Origin of the sequence: Shinella sp. 838, from assembly GCF_029623935.1 — a bacterium.
Taxonomy (GTDB): domain Bacteria; phylum Pseudomonadota; class Alphaproteobacteria; order Rhizobiales; family Rhizobiaceae; genus Shinella.
In genome coordinates this window covers 1,060,365-1,076,716 of record NZ_JARSBQ010000001.1, presented here as the reverse complement: position 1 = coordinate 1,076,716, position 16,352 = coordinate 1,060,365, and the positions used below count along the sequence as shown (strand labels likewise).

14 protein-coding genes are annotated in these 16,352 nt (G+C 64.7%); 7 read left to right on the top strand and 7 right to left on the bottom strand.

The features are described 5' to 3' along the window. Nucleotides 1–113: 113 nt before the first annotated feature. The 3 genes from P9A16_RS05060 (at nucleotide 114) to P9A16_RS05050 (ending at nucleotide 3,959) form a co-directional block, all read left to right on the top strand. Nucleotides 114–935 carry a cyclase family protein gene (locus P9A16_RS05060; RefSeq protein ID WP_023514223.1) on the top strand — a complete coding sequence of 274 codons (822 nt, stop codon included), beginning with the start codon at nucleotides 114–116 and terminating at the stop codon, nucleotides 933–935. 48 nt (nucleotides 936–983) lie between these two features. Beyond that, a complete protein-coding gene (locus P9A16_RS05055) occupies nucleotides 984–1,397 on the top strand; it encodes a carboxymuconolactone decarboxylase family protein (protein WP_023514222.1) in 414 nt (137 codons plus the stop codon). Between the two features lie 102 nt (nucleotides 1,398–1,499). Then, nucleotides 1,500–3,959, top strand: coding sequence for an ATP-dependent helicase (locus P9A16_RS05050; RefSeq protein ID WP_023514221.1), 2,460 nt, complete (start codon nucleotides 1,500–1,502; stop codon nucleotides 3,957–3,959). Between the two features lie 32 nt (nucleotides 3,960–3,991). On the opposite strand, the gene P9A16_RS05045 is transcribed toward P9A16_RS05050, so the two are convergent. From P9A16_RS05045 to P9A16_RS05025, 5 genes are all read right to left on the bottom strand, one after another. Next, nucleotides 3,992–5,668: a methyl-accepting chemotaxis protein gene (locus P9A16_RS05045; RefSeq protein ID WP_051758656.1), complete on the bottom strand. Its 1,677-nt coding sequence runs from the start codon at nucleotides 5,666–5,668 to the stop codon at nucleotides 3,992–3,994. Between the two features lie 255 nt (nucleotides 5,669–5,923). Continuing rightward, nucleotides 5,924–7,114: a DUF2778 domain-containing protein gene (locus P9A16_RS05040; protein WP_278025566.1), complete on the bottom strand. Its 1,191-nt coding sequence runs from the start codon at nucleotides 7,112–7,114 to the stop codon at nucleotides 5,924–5,926. Between the two features lie 253 nt (nucleotides 7,115–7,367). Next, nucleotides 7,368–8,786: an amidase gene (locus P9A16_RS05035; RefSeq protein ID WP_278025565.1), complete on the bottom strand. Its 1,419-nt coding sequence runs from the start codon at nucleotides 8,784–8,786 to the stop codon at nucleotides 7,368–7,370. A gap of 64 nt (nucleotides 8,787–8,850) precedes the next feature. Then, the gene (locus P9A16_RS05030; protein WP_023512220.1) at nucleotides 8,851–9,342 is read right to left on the bottom strand and encodes an anthrone oxygenase family protein; all 492 of its coding nucleotides are present in this window, start codon (nucleotides 9,340–9,342) and stop codon (nucleotides 8,851–8,853) included. 2 nt (nucleotides 9,343–9,344) lie between these two features. Next, entirely contained in the window at nucleotides 9,345–10,169 is an 825-nt protein-coding gene (locus P9A16_RS05025; RefSeq protein ID WP_023512221.1) for an NAD(P)H-binding protein, read from the bottom strand. Nucleotides 10,170–10,275: 106 nt separating this feature from the next. Here P9A16_RS05025 and P9A16_RS05020 point away from each other — a divergent pair, with 106 nt between their 5' ends. Then, nucleotides 10,276–10,884 (top strand): TetR/AcrR family transcriptional regulator, encoded by a 609-nt coding sequence (locus P9A16_RS05020; protein ID WP_023512222.1) that lies wholly within the window; start codon nucleotides 10,276–10,278, stop codon nucleotides 10,882–10,884. 1 nt (nucleotide 10,885) lies between these two features. On the opposite strand, the gene P9A16_RS05015 is transcribed toward P9A16_RS05020, so the two are convergent. Further along, nucleotides 10,886–11,974: a hypothetical protein gene (locus tag P9A16_RS05015; protein ID WP_023512223.1), complete on the bottom strand. Its 1,089-nt coding sequence runs from the start codon at nucleotides 11,972–11,974 to the stop codon at nucleotides 10,886–10,888. Between the two features lie 180 nt (nucleotides 11,975–12,154). Here P9A16_RS05015 and P9A16_RS05010 point away from each other — a divergent pair, with 180 nt between their 5' ends. The 3 genes from P9A16_RS05010 (at nucleotide 12,155) to P9A16_RS05000 (ending at nucleotide 14,637) form a co-directional block, all read left to right on the top strand. Beyond that, nucleotides 12,155–12,943 (top strand): DUF1194 domain-containing protein, encoded by a 789-nt coding sequence (locus P9A16_RS05010; RefSeq protein WP_278025564.1) that lies wholly within the window; start codon nucleotides 12,155–12,157, stop codon nucleotides 12,941–12,943. A gap of 99 nt (nucleotides 12,944–13,042) precedes the next feature. Beyond that, nucleotides 13,043–13,273: a hypothetical protein gene (locus P9A16_RS05005; protein WP_023512225.1), complete on the top strand. Its 231-nt coding sequence runs from the start codon at nucleotides 13,043–13,045 to the stop codon at nucleotides 13,271–13,273. Between the two features lie 164 nt (nucleotides 13,274–13,437). After that, nucleotides 13,438–14,637, top strand: a complete 1,200-nt coding sequence (locus P9A16_RS05000) for an aromatic ring-hydroxylating oxygenase subunit alpha (protein ID WP_023514131.1) — start codon at nucleotides 13,438–13,440, stop codon at nucleotides 14,635–14,637. 96 nt (nucleotides 14,638–14,733) lie between these two features. Here the strand turns inward: P9A16_RS05000 and P9A16_RS04995 are convergent, their stop codons facing one another. Then, nucleotides 14,734–16,158: an aminotransferase gene (locus P9A16_RS04995; RefSeq protein ID WP_023514132.1), complete on the bottom strand. Its 1,425-nt coding sequence runs from the start codon at nucleotides 16,156–16,158 to the stop codon at nucleotides 14,734–14,736. Between the last annotated feature and the right edge of the window lie 194 nt (nucleotides 16,159–16,352).

The following is a 16,352-nucleotide window of genomic DNA, read 5'->3' as shown; positions in this document are numbered from 1 at the left end:
GCACGTGCATGACTGGACGCCTCCAACACTTGTGATAGCTTTTTCCCGGCCCCAGCGGCCGAGCCCTATTTCAGTATTCTTTCATCAACGCATTGAACGACAGGGGGAATTCCATGTGTGACGCCTGCGTCATCGATACCGTCAAGAACCGCATGCTTTCGAGGAGAAGCTTTTTCCGCGCCGCCGCCGCCGGAGCGGCAACGGTCGCTGCCGCAGGTAGCGGCGCGCTGAGCCCGGCACTGGCCCAGGCACCGACGAAGGCAACGGACCTCACCCACGAACTCTATGAGGAGTTCCCGACCTTTTTCGGGCCGCAGCAGTTCTGGCGCGAGCAGAAATTCAACTACAAGGAACACAAGTTCAACATCTTCGAACTCCGGTACAACGAGCACACCGGCACCCATCTCGATGCGCCGCTGCATTTTACCGAGGACGGCACATCCGTGGCGGAAATCCCGGTATCCGATCTGGTCGTGCCCCTCGCCGTCATCGACATCCGGGAAAAGGCCGCCGCCAATGCCGATGCGCAGCTGACGCCGGATGACATCAAGGCCTGGATATCCGCCAATGGCGACCTGCCGGAAAAGGCCTGCGTTGCCCTTCTTTCCGGCTGGGACAAGCACCTCGGCACCGACAAGTTCCGCAATGCCGATGGCGAGGGGAAATTGCACTTCCCCGGCTTCCATGTCGAAGCGGTGCAGTACCTTGCGGAAAATTCGAGCGCCGTCGGCATCGCCGTCGATACGCTTTCGCTCGACCACGGCATCTCCCCGGATTTCGCCACGCACTATTCCTGGCTGCCCTCGGGCCGCTGGGGCCTTGAAGCGACCGCCAATCTGGACAAGCTTCCGGCCAAGGGCGCAACCCTCATCGTCGGCGCACCCAAGGTGCGCGGCGGCACGGGTGGCCCGTCCCGTGTCATCGCACTCGCCTGATCCCTTCCGGCCGGCGGTTTTCCGCCGGCCCATTCCTCGGAGACGCTCATGAGCACCGTCAAGCCCGCCGACAATCTGGAAACCGATCCGCGCGTCAAGGCGGTGTTCGATGACATCCGCGCCACCCGCAAGTCGGACTTCGTCAACAACATGTGGCGCTACCTCGCCTTCGACCCGGCGCTCCTGGAGCGCACCTGGGCGGAGGTGAAGGTCGTCATGGCGACACCCTCGACGCTCGATCCGCTCGTCAAGGAGATGCTCTATATCGCGGTCTCGATAACGAACGGCTGCAGCTATTGTGTCCACTCCCACACCGCGGCGGCGAAAGCCAAGGGCATGACGGACGCGCACTATGCCGAACTCCTGGCCATCGTCTCGCTTGCCGGCAAGACGAACCAGCTCGCCACCGCCCTGCAGGTGCCCGTGGACGACGTCTTCGATGCGGACCGCCGACAGGCCTGAACAGCGCCGCTTTCCACAATCTTCCGGCCATTCTTTTCCCCCGTGGAATAAAAGCAGAACGGAAAACTGGCCTTTCGGGACCGAATCACTACATTGAGCCGCATGATCAGCGGTTACGACGACATTCCCTTCTTCGACGAGGACCCGCAGCTGGCCGGCAAGCCCGCAGCACCGGCCAAGCCGACGGGCGGCATCGCCGCGCGTGCCATGGCGGCCCGCGACGCGCACCGGGCGCCGGATTATCTCTCCGGCCTCAACCCAGAGCAGCGCGAGGCGGTGGAAACGCTCGACGGACCCGTGCTGGTGCTTGCCGGCGCCGGTACCGGCAAGACGCGCGTGCTGACCACCCGCATCGCCCATATCCTCGCCACCGGCCGCGCCTTCCCCAGCCAGATGCTGGCCGTGACCTTCACCAACAAGGCGGCACGCGAGATGAAGGAGCGCATCGGCCTCCTCGTCGGCGGGGCCGTCGAGGGCATGCCCTGGCTCGGCACCTTCCACTCGATCGGCGTGAAGCTCCTGCGGCGCCACGCCGAACTCGTCGGCCTCAAGTCGGATTTCTCCATCCTCGACACCGACGATGTGGTGCGGCTGGTCAAGCAGATCATCCAGGCCGAGGGCATCGACGACAAACGCTGGCCGGCAAAGCAGTTCGCCGGCATGATCGACGGCTGGAAGAACAAGGGCCTCGATCCCGCGCAGATCCCGGAGGGCGATGCCCGCGCCTTCGCCAACGGCAAGGGCCGCGAACTCTACATCGCCTACCAGAACCGCCTGAAGACGCTGAACGCCTGCGACTTCGGCGACCTGCTGCTGCACCCGATCCGCCTGTTCCGCGCCAATCCGGATGTGCTCGCCGAGTACCACCAGAAATTCCGCTACATTCTCGTCGACGAGTACCAGGACACCAACACGGCGCAATACATGTGGCTGCGCCTGCTCGCACAGCGGCCGAAAGGCACGCCGCAGAATGTCTGCTGCGTCGGCGACGACGACCAGTCGATCTATGGCTGGCGCGGTGCGGAAGTGGACAACATCCTGCGCTTCGAGAAGGATTTCCCGGGCGCCAAGGTCGTCAAGCTGGAGCGCAATTACCGCTCCACCGCCCATATCCTCGGTGCGGCCGGCCACCTCATCGCCCACAACGAGGACCGCCTCGGCAAGACGCTGTTCACCGACCGGCGCGACCCCGAAGACGACAAGGTCGTCGTGCATGCCGCCTGGGATTCGGAGGAAGAGGCCCGCGCCGTCGGCGAGGAGATCGAACAGCTCCAGCGCAAGGAGCACAAGCTGAACGACATGGCGATCCTCGTTCGTGCGTCCTTCCAGATGCGCGAATTCGAAGACCGCTTCGTCACGCTCGGCCTCAACTACCGCGTCATCGGCGGCCCGCGCTTCTACGAGCGCCTCGAAATCCGCGATGCCATGGCCTATTTCCGCCTGGTCAGCCAGCCGGCCGACGACCTCGCCTTCGAGCGCATCGTCAACACGCCGAAGCGCGGCCTCGGCGACACGACGATCCGCAACCTGCACGACTATGCCCGCGCCCGCGACATCCCGATGCTCGCCGCAGCCGCCGATATCATCGAGACGGACGAGCTGAAGCCGAAGGCTCGCAAGGCGCTCTTCGACGTCGTCACCGATTTCCGCCGCTGGCAGTCGCTGCTGGAGACCATGCCGCACACCGAGCTTGCCGAGCAGATCCTCGAGGAGAGCGGCTACACCGCCATGTGGCAGGCCGACAAGTCGGCGGAAGGACCGGGCCGCCTCGAAAACCTGAAGGAACTCATCCGCTCGATGGAGGCCTTCGAATCGATGCGCGGCTTCCTGGATCACGTTTCGCTCGTCATGGATGCCGAGCAGAACGCCGAACTCGACGCCGTCTCGATCATGACGCTGCACTCGGCCAAGGGCCTCGAATTCGAGACCGTGTTCCTGCCCGGCTGGGAGGAAGGCCTCTTCCCGCACCAGCGCTCGCTCGACGAGGGCGGCCGTTCGGGCCTTGAGGAAGAACGGCGCCTTGCCTATGTCGGCATCACGCGGGCCAAGCGCCGCTGCCACATCTGGTTCGTCTCGAACCGCCGCATCCACGGCCTGTGGCAGACGACCCTGCCCTCGCGCTTCCTCGACGAGCTGCCGGAAGCCCATGTCGAGGTTGCCGAGGTCGAGCAATCCTATGGCGGCTACGGTCGCGGCGGCGGCTACGGCCAGTCACGCTTCGACAAGCAGGAGCCCTTCCAGAACGCCTATTCGACGCCCGGCTGGCGCCGCGCCCAGGCGAACCGCACGGATGCGACCCGCGACAACTGGGGCTCGCGCTCCGGCCATGCCGTCGAGCGCATCGGCTATGGCGAGAGCGGGCCGCGCGCCCGCACCATCGACGGCGAGCTGGTGGCGAAATCGACGGTAAGCGAGCCATCGAAATTTGCGATCGGCGACCGGGTCTTCCACATGAAATTCGGCAATGGCAACGTGGCGGCGATCGAAGGCAACAAGCTGACGATCGACTTCGACCGCGCCGGCCAGAAGCGTGTCCTGGACGGCTTCGTCAACAAGGCCTGACGGGGCCGCATTGCGACCCCGTCCCTCGTTTTTCAGGATGCTTTGCGGATATGGCCGAGACGGGCCGCGCGCTCTTCCGGCGTCCAGACCTCGCTACCGTCACGGCGACGGGCACGACGGTTCAGCTGGAAGCGGTTCACGAGTTCGCTCAGGGTTATTGCGCCTTCCGCCAGCGACTGGCTCGTCGCCGTCGTGTGCTCCACCATGGCCGCGTTTTCCTGCGTGATCCGGTCGACGTCGGACACGGCGGCACTGATCTCCTCGAGGCCGCTCGCCTGCTCGGCAGCGGATGTCGCGATGGCATCCACGTTGTGGTCGATCTCCGCGACGAAGCTTTCGATCTCCTGCAGCGCGCGGCCTGTCTCGCCGACGAGACGCACGCCCTCATGCACTTCCGTGCTGGAATTGGTGATCAGCTTCTTGATCTCGCGTGCCGCCTTGGCGGAACGCTGCGCCAGTTCGCGCACCTCCTGCGCGACCACCGCAAAGCCCCTGCCCGCCTCGCCGGCGCGCGCCGCCTCGACACCGGCGTTCAGCGCGAGCAGGTTGGTCTGGAAGGCGATTTCATCGATGACCCCGATGATCTGGCCGATTTCGGCGGAGGCCGCTTCGATGCGTTGCATGGCGCTGACCGTGTTGCTCACGACACTGGCCGACATGTTGGCCGAGGCGCGCGCATCCCGCACGAGCTTGCGCGTTTCCCGCGTACGGTCGGTCGAGGAACGCACAGCGACGGTCGCCTCCGTGAGGGCAGCAGCCGTCTCCTCCAGCGCAACAGCCTGCTGGCGCGTGCGCTCGGAGAGATCTTCGGCCGCCTTGCGCATCTCCTGTCCGCTCCGGTTCTGGATGTAGGTCTGGTCGAGAACCTGCGAGAGGGTTTCCTGGAAGGCGCCGATCGAGTTGTTGAAGTCGCGCCGCAGCGGCTCGAACTCCGGCACGAAGGCGCGGTCGATCGTCATGCGGATGTTGCATTCCGCCAGGCGGCCAAGGCCGGCGCCGATCTCCTCGATTGACCTCACACGCTCCGTCACGTCGGTTGCGAACTTAACGACCTTGAAGACCTTGCCGTCGGCATCGAGGATCGGGTTGTAGGACGCCTGGATATGGATCTTGGCGCCACTCTTGGTGATACGTGTAAACTGGTCGGCGACGAAATGGCCTTCCGCCAGCCGCTGCCAGAACACCCGGTATTCCGGGCTTGCGACATGGTCGGGCATGCAGAACATCGAGTGGTGGCGACCGGTGATCTCCGTGAGATCGTAGCCGAGCGCCGCGAGGAAATTCTCGTTGGCACCGAGGATGTCTCCCTTCGGCGTGAACTCGATGATCGCCTGCGCGCGGCTGAGTGCCGCAAGCTTGCCCTCGTCCTCCATTGCCTTCAGCTTTACCGTCGTGATGTCGGTGGCGAACTTCACCACCTTCACGGGCTTACCGCCCCGGAAGACCGGATTGTAGGAGGCTTCGATCCAGATCTCGCGGCCGCCCTTGGCAACGCGCTTGTACTGGCGCCGGTCGAAATGGCCCTCGGCAAGCCGCGCCCAGAAGGCCGCATAGTCCTTCGACTGCGCCTCCACCGGATCGACGAACATGCGGTGGTGCTGGCCGACGACCTCGGAAAGCTGGTAGCCAACGGCCTGCAGGAAATTCTCGTTGGCATGCAGTATCCTGCCGGTCAGGTCGAATTCGATGATCGCCTGGGAGCGATCCATCGCAGCAAGTACGGCGCGGGCGTTCAATCCAAAATCGAAAGCGGTCACGTCTGGTTCCTACCCTCAGTGCGGTCCCGGCTTCTCCAAGACCCCTAAAATGACACTGGCCAAATTTGACGCGAAATTCTTAGCGTTTGATAAACCAAATAGATCATTGGCATAAGATTCTTGGAAAAACGCAAGAAACCGCATTCCAATAAAAAACCGGCGCTGCAGGGCGCCGGCTCGGATTTCAGCCCATCAAGCGGAAGGCAGTCAGGCACCGGCCTTGCGGTAAAGGGCGGCAAGCTGCGTGCGGGAGGACGGCAGCTCCGGCACCACGACCATCATCGTGATGTGACCGCGCTTGAAGGCATTGAGGAATGGCTCGTAGTTCTGGAAGGCGACGCAGCCATGCGAACCCTTCTGGCCGCGCAGCAGGTTGGTGTGCGTCAGGAGGCCCGTACGGTTCTTCGGGTCACGTCCGTCGATCGACGTCATGCGGATTGCCTCGACGCCGTGGAAGCGCCGCTCGCGCATCTTCAGGCGGTAGATACCGGCGGGCGTCGGCCCGGTCATCTTGACATGTTCGTAGCGCGGGTTGTCGCGCATCTTGCCGATACCAGAATGCGCGCGCAGCTTCGTGCCGTCGGGCATGTAGACCGTCGCATTGGAGACGTCGTAGATCGCGACCCGCGTTCCGCGCCCCGGCCAGCCGGTGCCGCTTGCGCCACCCTTGCTCTTGAAGAGATCGCCAAACAGCGAACGCTCGGGCTTGACGAGAGCGACGTCTTCCTTGGCCTTGTCCTTCGCCTCCTCGCGCTTGGCGCGGGCGACGGGTTTTTCCTCGACCACCGGCTTTTCGATGGTGACCGTCTCCAGCGCGGGCTTGACCTCCGGCAGCGGGATCTCGCTGAGGAGGTTCTCCTCCTCGGTTTCCGGCTTCTGCATGACGAGGCCGAAGGGCTGGATGTCCTTGCGGGCGGAAACATCCTCGACCAGCGCGGTAACCATGGTCGGCTGGCCAGTGATCCGCTTCTCGTCCTCGACGGAGCGTTCGGCGCGGGCGATGGCCGCCTCGATCATCGCCGCCTTGGCCTTCTCGCGCTTGACGGCGGAGGCGAGCTGGATGGAGATCTTGCGCTGGTGGGCGAGCTGGATCGCCTCGGCCGTCAGCTGCTTCTGGCGCAGCTCGCTTTCCGAGGGTTGCGACAGCCGCGAGAACTTCGCGACCTTCACCGTGCGCTCGGCGTGTTGGGTCAGCCTCGCCGCAGGCTTGCCATGCAGCGAGGCGGTCATGATCTTCTTGCCTTCGGAAAGGGAGGAGGCCGCATCCTGCATTGCGCCCAGCGTCGAAACGACGGCCCAGGCGGATCCTGCGACGACACCGCAGGCCAGGAATGCGCTGAGAAGGATACCCCGACGGGTCTTCGACGCGGAACGCGCGGAACTGTATACAGACGCCATGATACTCGTTACCCGATACTCGTTACTCGACGCGGCCGCGGAAAACACACTCCGGAAGCCGTTACGCTTGCGGCAGGCGGCGGGATCACGCGTCCCGGGCTTCTGCCGAACGAGCAAAGAATGACGAAATATGGTAAGCAATTCCTAAACGGCGCCTCGCGTTTTTGAAGGAGTCTGCCGGACGGTCCTCAACACCCGGCAAGGCTGCCTGTCACGAGAATGCGGCGCTGGCGTGTCAAAAGCCCCCGTATCCCTAGAACTGGGGATGCCGGGAGAGCCAGTCGGTCGCTGCCTCATAGCGCGCGGCAGCCGCGAGCACGTCGCGATCGGCCCGCGGGCGACCGATGATCTGGATGCCTGCGGGCAGTCCGTTCACGCCGAAACCAGCCGGCATGGCGGCGACGGGAAGGCCGGCCAGCGTCGGCCCGATCACCACCTCCATCCAGCGATGATAGGTGTCCATCGCCCGCCCCGCGATTGCCTTCGGCCAGTCGAGCTCGGCCGCGAAGGGGAAGACCTGGGCAGAGGGAAGGACGAGGAAATCGTAGCGTTCGAAGAGGCCCATGACGTGGCGCAGCCAGTCGCTGCGGCCGAGCGAGGCGGCATAGACCTCCGCCGCGGATAGGTTCTGGCCGTTCTCGATTTCCCAGATCATCTCCGGCTTCATGCGCGCGCGCCGGATGGGGTCTGCATAGTCGCCCGCCTGCCCATTGGCGACGAGGAAATGGCGCAACGTGCGCCAGGTCTGCCAGAGTCGCGCCATGTCGAAGCCCGGAGGTACGTCCTCGACGCGGCATCCAAGCCGGCGGAAGACGTCGAGCGCGGCGCGGCAGAGCTCCAGCACGCCGGGCTCGAAGGCAAGGTAGCCGTCGAAATCGCCCAGCCAGCCGATGCGGACGCCGGAAAGATCACGGTCGCCATCGTGCACAAGGCCATCATCGGCAAGCGACAGCGGATCACGGGGGTCATGGCCGGCCTGCGTCGCCAGCAGGGCCGCGACATCGGCGACGCTGCGCCCCATCGGGCCGTTGACGGCGAGCTGGCCGAGGAAAAGTTCGGTGTTGAGCGAGGGCACGCGGCCGAAGGACGGACGGAAGCCGACGACATTGTTGAAACCCGCGGGATTGCGCAGCGAGCCCATCATGTCGCTGCCGTCGGCGACCGGCAAGAGCCGCGCCGCCAGCCCCGCCGCCGCACCGCCCGAGGACCCGCCGGCGCTCCTGCCGGTGTCATAGGGATTGCGCGTGACGCCGAAGACCGGGTTGTAGCTGTGCGAGCCGAGGCCCATTTCCGGCGCATTGGTCTTGCCGATGATGATGGCGCCGGCAGCCCGGATGCGCTCGACATGGATGTCGTCGTAGTCGGGGACGAAATCCGCATAATTGGCCGAGCCGAAGGAGCAGAGGATGCCCTTCGCCTCTGAAAGGTCCTTCACCGCGAAGGGCACGCCGTGCAGCCAGCCGCGATAGTCCCCCACCGCAAGGGCCCGGTCTGCCGCTTCCGCTTCGGCCAGCAGCGCATCCGCCGGGCGCAGGCTGACGATGGCGTTGAGACGCGGATTGATCGCCTCGATGCGGGAGAGATAGGCCACCATGACGTTGCGGCAGTCAAGCCGGCGCTCGGCGATGGCGGCGGAAAGGGCAAGGGCGGAAAGGTCGGTAATGTCCTGCAAGGTCGGCTCCGGCATTCGTCTGGAACAGAGCTAGCAGGCGGAAGGAGGGAGCGCCAGCCCGGTCCTAGCCGAGCGCGGCACCCTGGCGGAACGCGAGCGTGAAGAAACCCACGGCGGCAAGCGCGCCGAGCGTGCGCACATGGTTCCACAGCGTCCAGACGTCGAGATAGCGCTGCCAGAGCGCCGCCTGTTCGGGGCTTCCCGCCGGCGCGGCGGCAAGCGCCTCATTGAGCGGCACGCTGAAGACGACCGTCACGCCGATGACCGCAACAAGGAAGACGGCGCCGCCCGCCGCAGCCGTCAGTCCGCCCGGCCCGTCCTGCAGAAAACCGAGCACCGTCAGCACCAGCGACAGCAACGCCCCGCCGAAGAAAGCCGAGAAGAACCAGGGATTCTGGATGACGGCATTGATGGCGTTCATCGCCGCCGCCCCTTCGGCCGGCGACAGGCGGGCGAAGGCCGCCATGATGCAGACCGAGAAGATGAAGAACAGCCCGGCATTCAGCGCCGCGGCGAGAATGGCGAGGAAGGTCAGGATGGGAACGGCACTTGCCATGGTCAGGTCCTCCAGAAACCGCTTTCGGCCGTATCACGGGCGAATTCGGAAAAGTCACGCGGCGGACGGCCGAGCACACGCGCAATGTCGTCGCTCAGATGCTCGTTCCGCCCGTCGAGCACCGAACCGAAGAGATAGCTGACGAGCCAGACGACCTCTTCCGGCTGGCCGGCCTGCCGCAGCATGCCGGCATAGGCTTCGATTGTGACGGGCGTATAGGCCACCGTGCGCCCGCCGGCGGCGGCGAACTCCTGAACGGCCTCGCGAAAGGTCATCAGCCGCGGTCCGGTCAGTTCGTAGGTCTTGCCGGCATGTCCCTCTTCCGTCAAAGAGGCGACCGCCATGTCGGCGATGTCGCGCGTATCGACGAAGGGTTCGCGCACGGTGGCGGACGGCAGCACCAGCTCACCGGCAAGGATCTCCTCGGCAAAGAGCCCCTCGCTGAAATTCTGGAAGAACCAGCTGCCGCGCAGCACAGTCCAGGTTACACCCGCCTCCTTCACCGCCGCCTCGCCCGCCTCCGCGGCATCCTCGCCGCGGCCCGACAGAAGCACCAGGCGACGCACGCCGGCGGCAGCTGCAAGATACGCCAGGTGGCGCAGGTCCGCATCCGATCCCGGCACCGCAAGGTCAGGCTGATAGGCGATGTAGACGGCCGTGACGCCCTCCAGAGCCGCCGACCACTCGGCCGGGTCGCGCCAGTCGAACGGGATCGCCGCGGAGCGGGAACCGATGCGCACCGCAACGCCCCTTTCGCGAAGCCGCTCGGCAATCGGCCGCCCCGTCTTTCCCTCGCCGCCCAGAAGCAGAATGCACTCGTTCGTCATCGTCTATCCTCCAAAACATGAGCAATCCTCATATTTGCAAAATGTGAGGATTGCTCGTATTTGTCAAGGGCAATCGAAACCACGTCGCAGCCGCCCGGAAAACCCGATGACCGAACCACAGATGCGCCGCGCCCCCACCCAGAAACGCAGCCGCGAGCGGGTGGACGCCATTCTTGCCAATGCGACGGACATGATCGCGCAGACGGGCAGCGACGCCCTGCGCATGAGCGAGCTTGCCCAGCGCACGGGCATCTCGATCGGCTCGCTCTACCAGTATTTTCCCGACAAGAGCGCCGTGGTGCATGCGCTGGCCGAACGCTGCAACGAGGAAAGCCGCGCCTGCATCGCCGAAGGCCTTGCCGCGGTCGGCAGCATGGACGCGCTTGCCGAGGCCTTCGGCGGCCTGATCGACACCTACTACGCAATCTTCCTCGCCGAACCGGTCATCCGCGACATCTGGTCTGCCGTGCAGGCGGACGGGGCGCTGCGGGCCATGGAAGCGGAGGAAAGCCGCCGCAACGGCGCGCTGCTCGCCGCCCGGCTGAGAATGCTGCGCCCGAAGGCCGACCCCGACCGGATCGAGGCGGTCGCGCTCCTCGTCATGCATCTTGGCGAGGCGACGATGCGCCTCGCCGTCTCGGTCGACCGGGCCGAAGGCGACAGGCTGGTCGAGGCCTACAAGCGCATGGCGATCCGGGAACTGACGGCGCTGTAGCCTATCGGGCGCGCCGCGCCTCCAGCACCTCCGCCGCCTCGAGCAGCGTGGCGAAGAGGTAGGAGATCTTGTCGCCGCGCGTATCGCCGTACCAGATCTGCGGCACCATCACGCGGAAGCGGCTCTCCAGGAGATCGGCGAGCGCCTCGGTGTCGCCCATCCATTCCAGCATGTCGGCATAGAGGTTCATCACGCTGGGCGCGGGAAACCGCGTCAGGAGATCCTCGAAGCCGCGTTTCGCCATATCCGGATCGCAGAGCGTATCGGCAAGCTCGTGGTCGCCGACATCGGTATTGGCCTGCTGGATCAGCGCATAGAAGCCGAGGCCGAAGCGGTCCTGCGTCAGCTCCGCCGCCCGACGGGCGAAATCCTCGAGATCCTGCGCGCTGCGTCCCAGCCAGCGCGGCATGATCATGCGGGCATGCGAGCGACAGAGGTCGATATTGTACCGGTCGAGCAACCAGACGCGCTCGAAGCGCGCTCTGAATTTCTCGAAATCGCCGTCGTTGGCCGAGCGACGGTAGTCGCTCATCCGCCAGCTGAAATTTTCCGGATCGGCATGGCTGTCGAGCACGTCGTCCGCCTCCTTCAGCAGCGTTTCATAGTCCCGCCACTGGTCCGCCCGGACAAGGCGCCCATAGGCGGTGCCGCGTCGCACGAAGGCGGTGACGCGCAACGCATCGGCATAGGTGGCGGCCGAAAAGGCGGACGGGCTGCGCTGGAAGAAGGCCCGGAAGGGCTCCAGCATGTCGATATGCGCCACCGTCTCGTCATCCGGAAGCTCCAGGAACGGCTCGACGAACCAGTCCTTCACCAGCGCGTAGAGCGGCCGGCCGCTTTCCGTGATGACACCACCCACCCGGGCAGCCTCGAACGCCCGCTGGTAGGCTTCGAAATCGCCGTTGCGCCAGGCGGCGCGCATGGCGTCGCGCTGCGGCACGAGCGCCGGTATCTCGTCGTGCAGGTCGACGAGATAGAGGTCGTAGTCACGCACCAGCTGCTCCTCCGGGGACAGAAGCTCCTGCGGCGCGGCGCTCGCCCGGCCAAACACCCTGTTGCGCATGCCGGCAAGAATATCCTTGAAACCCATGTCGATCCGCTTCCTCAGCCCGGGGCATATGTGTTCCGCCGCGAGGGACGGGAACCACCGGGAAACGGCTGCAGGCGGACGGCTATTCGCCGCATCACCGATTTTTGAAGAATGCATGCCCTTTCCGCGTGCAGGTCGTGATACATTTTCCAAACCCGGATGCACGGATGGGTGATGGTCATGCTGACAACGCTTGCCTTGCTGATAAGCCTGATGCCCGGCGCGGAACTCGCCGCCGCGGACCAGGAGGTGGATGTAGAACTGGTGCTGGCGGTCGACGTCTCCGGCTCCATGGACCTCGAGGAGGCGCAGGTGCAGCGCGCCGGCTATGTCGATGCGCTGCGCCACCCGGAATTCATCGATGCCGTGCGTGACGGGCTGACCGGCCGCATCGCCATCAGCTATTTCGAATGGGCCGGCACGATCCGCGACAATTCCCTCGTGCCCTGGCAGATCATCTCCGGGCCGGAGGATGCAAACGCGTTTGCCGCCCAGCTCGAAGCCCGCCCGATCGCGACGCGCCGGGGCACCTCGATCTCGGGCGCGATCGTCTATGGCGCACAGCTTTTCGATGCCAACGGCTATAGCGGCCTGCGCCGCGTCATCGACGTGTCCTGCGACGGCCCGAACAATTTCGGCCCGCCGGTAACCCCTGCACGCGATGCGGCGACCGCGCTCGGCATCATCATCAACGGCCTTGCCATCATGATCCGCCCCTCCGCCGCCTATGGCTCGCTCGACGACTATTATGCCAACTGCGTCATCGGCGGCCCCGGCGCCTTCGTGCTGCCGGTGCAGGAGCCCGAGGATTTCGCCATCGCCATCCGCCGCAAGCTGATCCTCGAAGTCAGCGGCGCCGAGCCGCCCGCGCGCACCATACCCGCCGCCGGAGAGCCGGCCGACTGCCTGATCGGCGAAAAACTCCGGCCCAGCTACATGGAGCGCTTCTACCCGGAACTCGACCGCTAACCCCTGTTCCACCCGAAACAGCGCGGCAGGCTCCCGCATGCGACAGTCACCCTACTGGATGAAATGGTTCGTCCATTGACTGGTAGAGAGGAGACTGAAATGCGCAAGTTCATCATGTCCGCCGTTGTCGCGACCATCGCAGCGGTGTCCTTCGCCGCCCCCTCCCAGGCCGGCGGCTTCTATATCGGTTTCAGCCATGGCTGGGGCGGCCATCACCACGGCTATGTCAGCCACGACTACGGCCATCACCGCCATTGCTTCTGGAAGAAGATCAAGCGCTACAACAAGTGGGGCCATCTCGTCGTCAAGCGCGTGAAGGTCTGCCGGTAAGAGCCGGTACCGGCGCGATTTTTCGCGAGGAATCCGCCCTGCCCTGGCCGCTTTGCGGCCGGGGTTTTGCAATTGGCAGGATACGCAACTTTCGCAACCTATTCCTTTTGAACGGAAATCATGCTTATATTGAATGAACGTTCAGCAAAATAAAGGGGAGTGACATGAACGAGATGATCCGCGATATCAACGTTCCGAACGACTGGGACAGAAGCGGACTTCCCGGTTGGTGTTATCACAGCCCTGCCCTCCTCGAACTCGAGCGGCAGCACGTCTTCCGCGAACACTGGCAGATCGCCTGCCACGTCTCCGACATTCCCGAGCCCGGCAACTATCTCGCCATGGACGTCGTCGGCGAACGGGCGCTGATCCTGCGCGGGCAGGACGGCGCGGTGCGCGCCTTCCACAACATCTGCCGCCATCGCGGCTCGCGCCTCGTCGCCGACGAGAAGGGCAGCTGCCGCAACGCGCTCGTCTGTCCCTTCCACGGCTGGGTCTACAATCTCGACGGCACGCTGCGCGGCGCCGCCCGCCCCCGCAGCTTCCCGCCGCTCGACAAGGACGAATTCGCGCTGAAGGCGCTGGAATGTGAGATCTGGCAGGGTTTCGTCTTCATCCGCTTCGCGCCCGGCCCACAGCCGTCCGTCGCCGCGCTGATGAAACCTTTTGAAGCGGAGCTGGCGCATTACCGCACCGGGGAGATGATCCCCGCCGGCGCCATCTGGACGCAGGAAACGCCGGTCAACTGGAAGTCCGTGCGCGATGTCGACAACGAGGGCTACCATGTTGCGATGGCGCATCCCGCCCTGCAGGACCTCTATGGCTCGACCTACTATGACGAACCCTTCGTCGATGGCATCTGCCGCTCCTTCGCCACCTACAACCCGCATGCCGGCCGGCGCTGGAGCGTGCGCAACTATGTGAAGATCTCGCCGGAAAACCATGCGCTGCCGGAGCGGTTGCGCAAGGCATGGATCTATTTCGGCCTGTTCCCCAACGCCGTCATTGCCGTCACGCCGGAAACCGTGCAGTTCTACCAGGAGTTTCCGCTCGGCGTCGGCAAGACGCTGCTGCGTGGCGGCATCTACCGTTACAGGCAGGAGGAGCGTGCCCATCGCCTTGCCCGCTACCTCGCCTTCCGCATCGACCGTGATACCCAGGCCGAGGATGTGCAGCTCACCGTCTGGTCGAACGAGGCGATGACCTCCAACGCCTTCGCCGGCTTCTACCTCTCCGACCTCGAATATGGCGTGCGCACCCACCACGACCATCTGCGCAAGGTGGTGCCGGTGATGACGCTGAAGGACGCACCGGAGGAGAAGGATATGGCTGGCACCAATGCCGGGCTCGCCGAAGGCCGCTGATCACGGGCATCCGGCGACAAAAAGAGAGGCCCGCTTGCGCGGGCCTCAAGCGTGCGAGGCGGGGAATGTCGCCGCGCACATCTGTTATCTGACGGATCAGCCTCGCCAAAGGCCTTCGCGGACAAGATCGTCCATCGTCAGCTCGATCCCCTTGCGCAGGATCGCCGTCATGTCGTCGATCTGGGCGGTGGAGATGGTGAGCGGCGGCGACATCACACACATGTTGATGAGCGGGCGCACCAGCAGGCCCAGTTCCTGGCAATGCCGGTCGATACGTTTGCCGACCTCCAGGTCGAGCGTCAACGGGTTCTTGCTGACACGGTCGGCGACGCATTCCACACAGGCCATCAACCCGAGACCGCGCACCTCCCCGACCAGCGGCAGGTCCTCCAGCGCCTTCAGGCTCGCCTGGAAATGACCGGTAACGGCGCGCGCATGGTCGAGCAGCCCGTCCTCCAGGATGTCGAGGTTCTTCAGCGCCACCGCGCAGCCGACCGGATGACTGGAATAGGTCAACCCATGCGCGAACATCGCCTCCGAATGGTTCGAGCGGCGCAGTTCTTCGAAGAGGCGCCCGGCGATCATCACCCCGCCAAGCGGGAAATATCCCGACGTCACCCCCTTGGCGAAGGTGATCATGTCCGGGTCGATGCCGAAAACGTCCTGCGCGGCGAAGACATGGCCGAGACGGCCGAAAGCCGTCACCACCTCGTCGGCGATAAAGAGGATGTCGTTGGCGCGGCAGAGCGCGTGCATGCGCTTGAGGTAGCCATCGGGCGGCACGATGACGCCGCCGGACGCCATGACCGGCTCGGCGATGAAGGCGCCGATATGCTCCGCCCCCTTCTCCTCGATGACCGCGCGGAACTCCTCGACAAGAAAATCGCAAAAAGCCTCGACGCTCATGCCCTCCGGCCGGCGGAACGGATCCGGGCAGGAGAGCTTGACGACGAGATCGGCAGCACTGTCCATCCAGTCGTGGTCGCGCGGCCGGCCGTTGAGCGAGGCGGAGAGGTATGTCGAGCCGTGATAGCCGCCCTGGCGCGAGACGATCAGCTTCTTCTCCGGCCGACCCTTCACATTGTTGGCGAACTGCATGAAGCGCAGCGCCGTCTCGACCGCGGACGAGCCACCGGTCGTGTAGAAGACATGGTCGATCCCGTCGGGCGCGTGTTCCGCAAGGCGCGCGGAGAGCACGGCGGACGGCGCGTTGGTCGTATACCAGGGTGAATTGTAGGAAAGCTCCATGGCCTGCGTGGCCATGACGTCGGCCAGCAGCCTGTTGCGATGCCCGGCATTGACACACCACATGCCGGCAGGCCCGTCGATCAGGCGGCGGCCGGCGGCGTCGGTGACATAGATGCCCTCGCCCGCCTCGATGCGCCCGCGCGCCTCCGCGCCGATGGAGCCGGAAACCGGCCAGGGCTGCACCAGGTGGCGCTCGGCCAACCGGGTAAGCGCGTCACCAGACGCCTCGTCGGCACACCGGTCCTCGTTCACCGTCTTCGGAATTGCCGCCATGTCCCTCTCCATCGATTATTTACCAAGAAGAATACCAGACCAACAATATGAAAGATATTACCTTTCTCAATCATATTGAATGTTCGTTCAATCAATATTGCAGAACCAGGGCTTGATTTCAACGGGGATTTCAGCGCATGCTGTCAATCAGGGAACAGCAGCGTGCCCGAAAAGCAGCACGCAGAGGCCGAAAA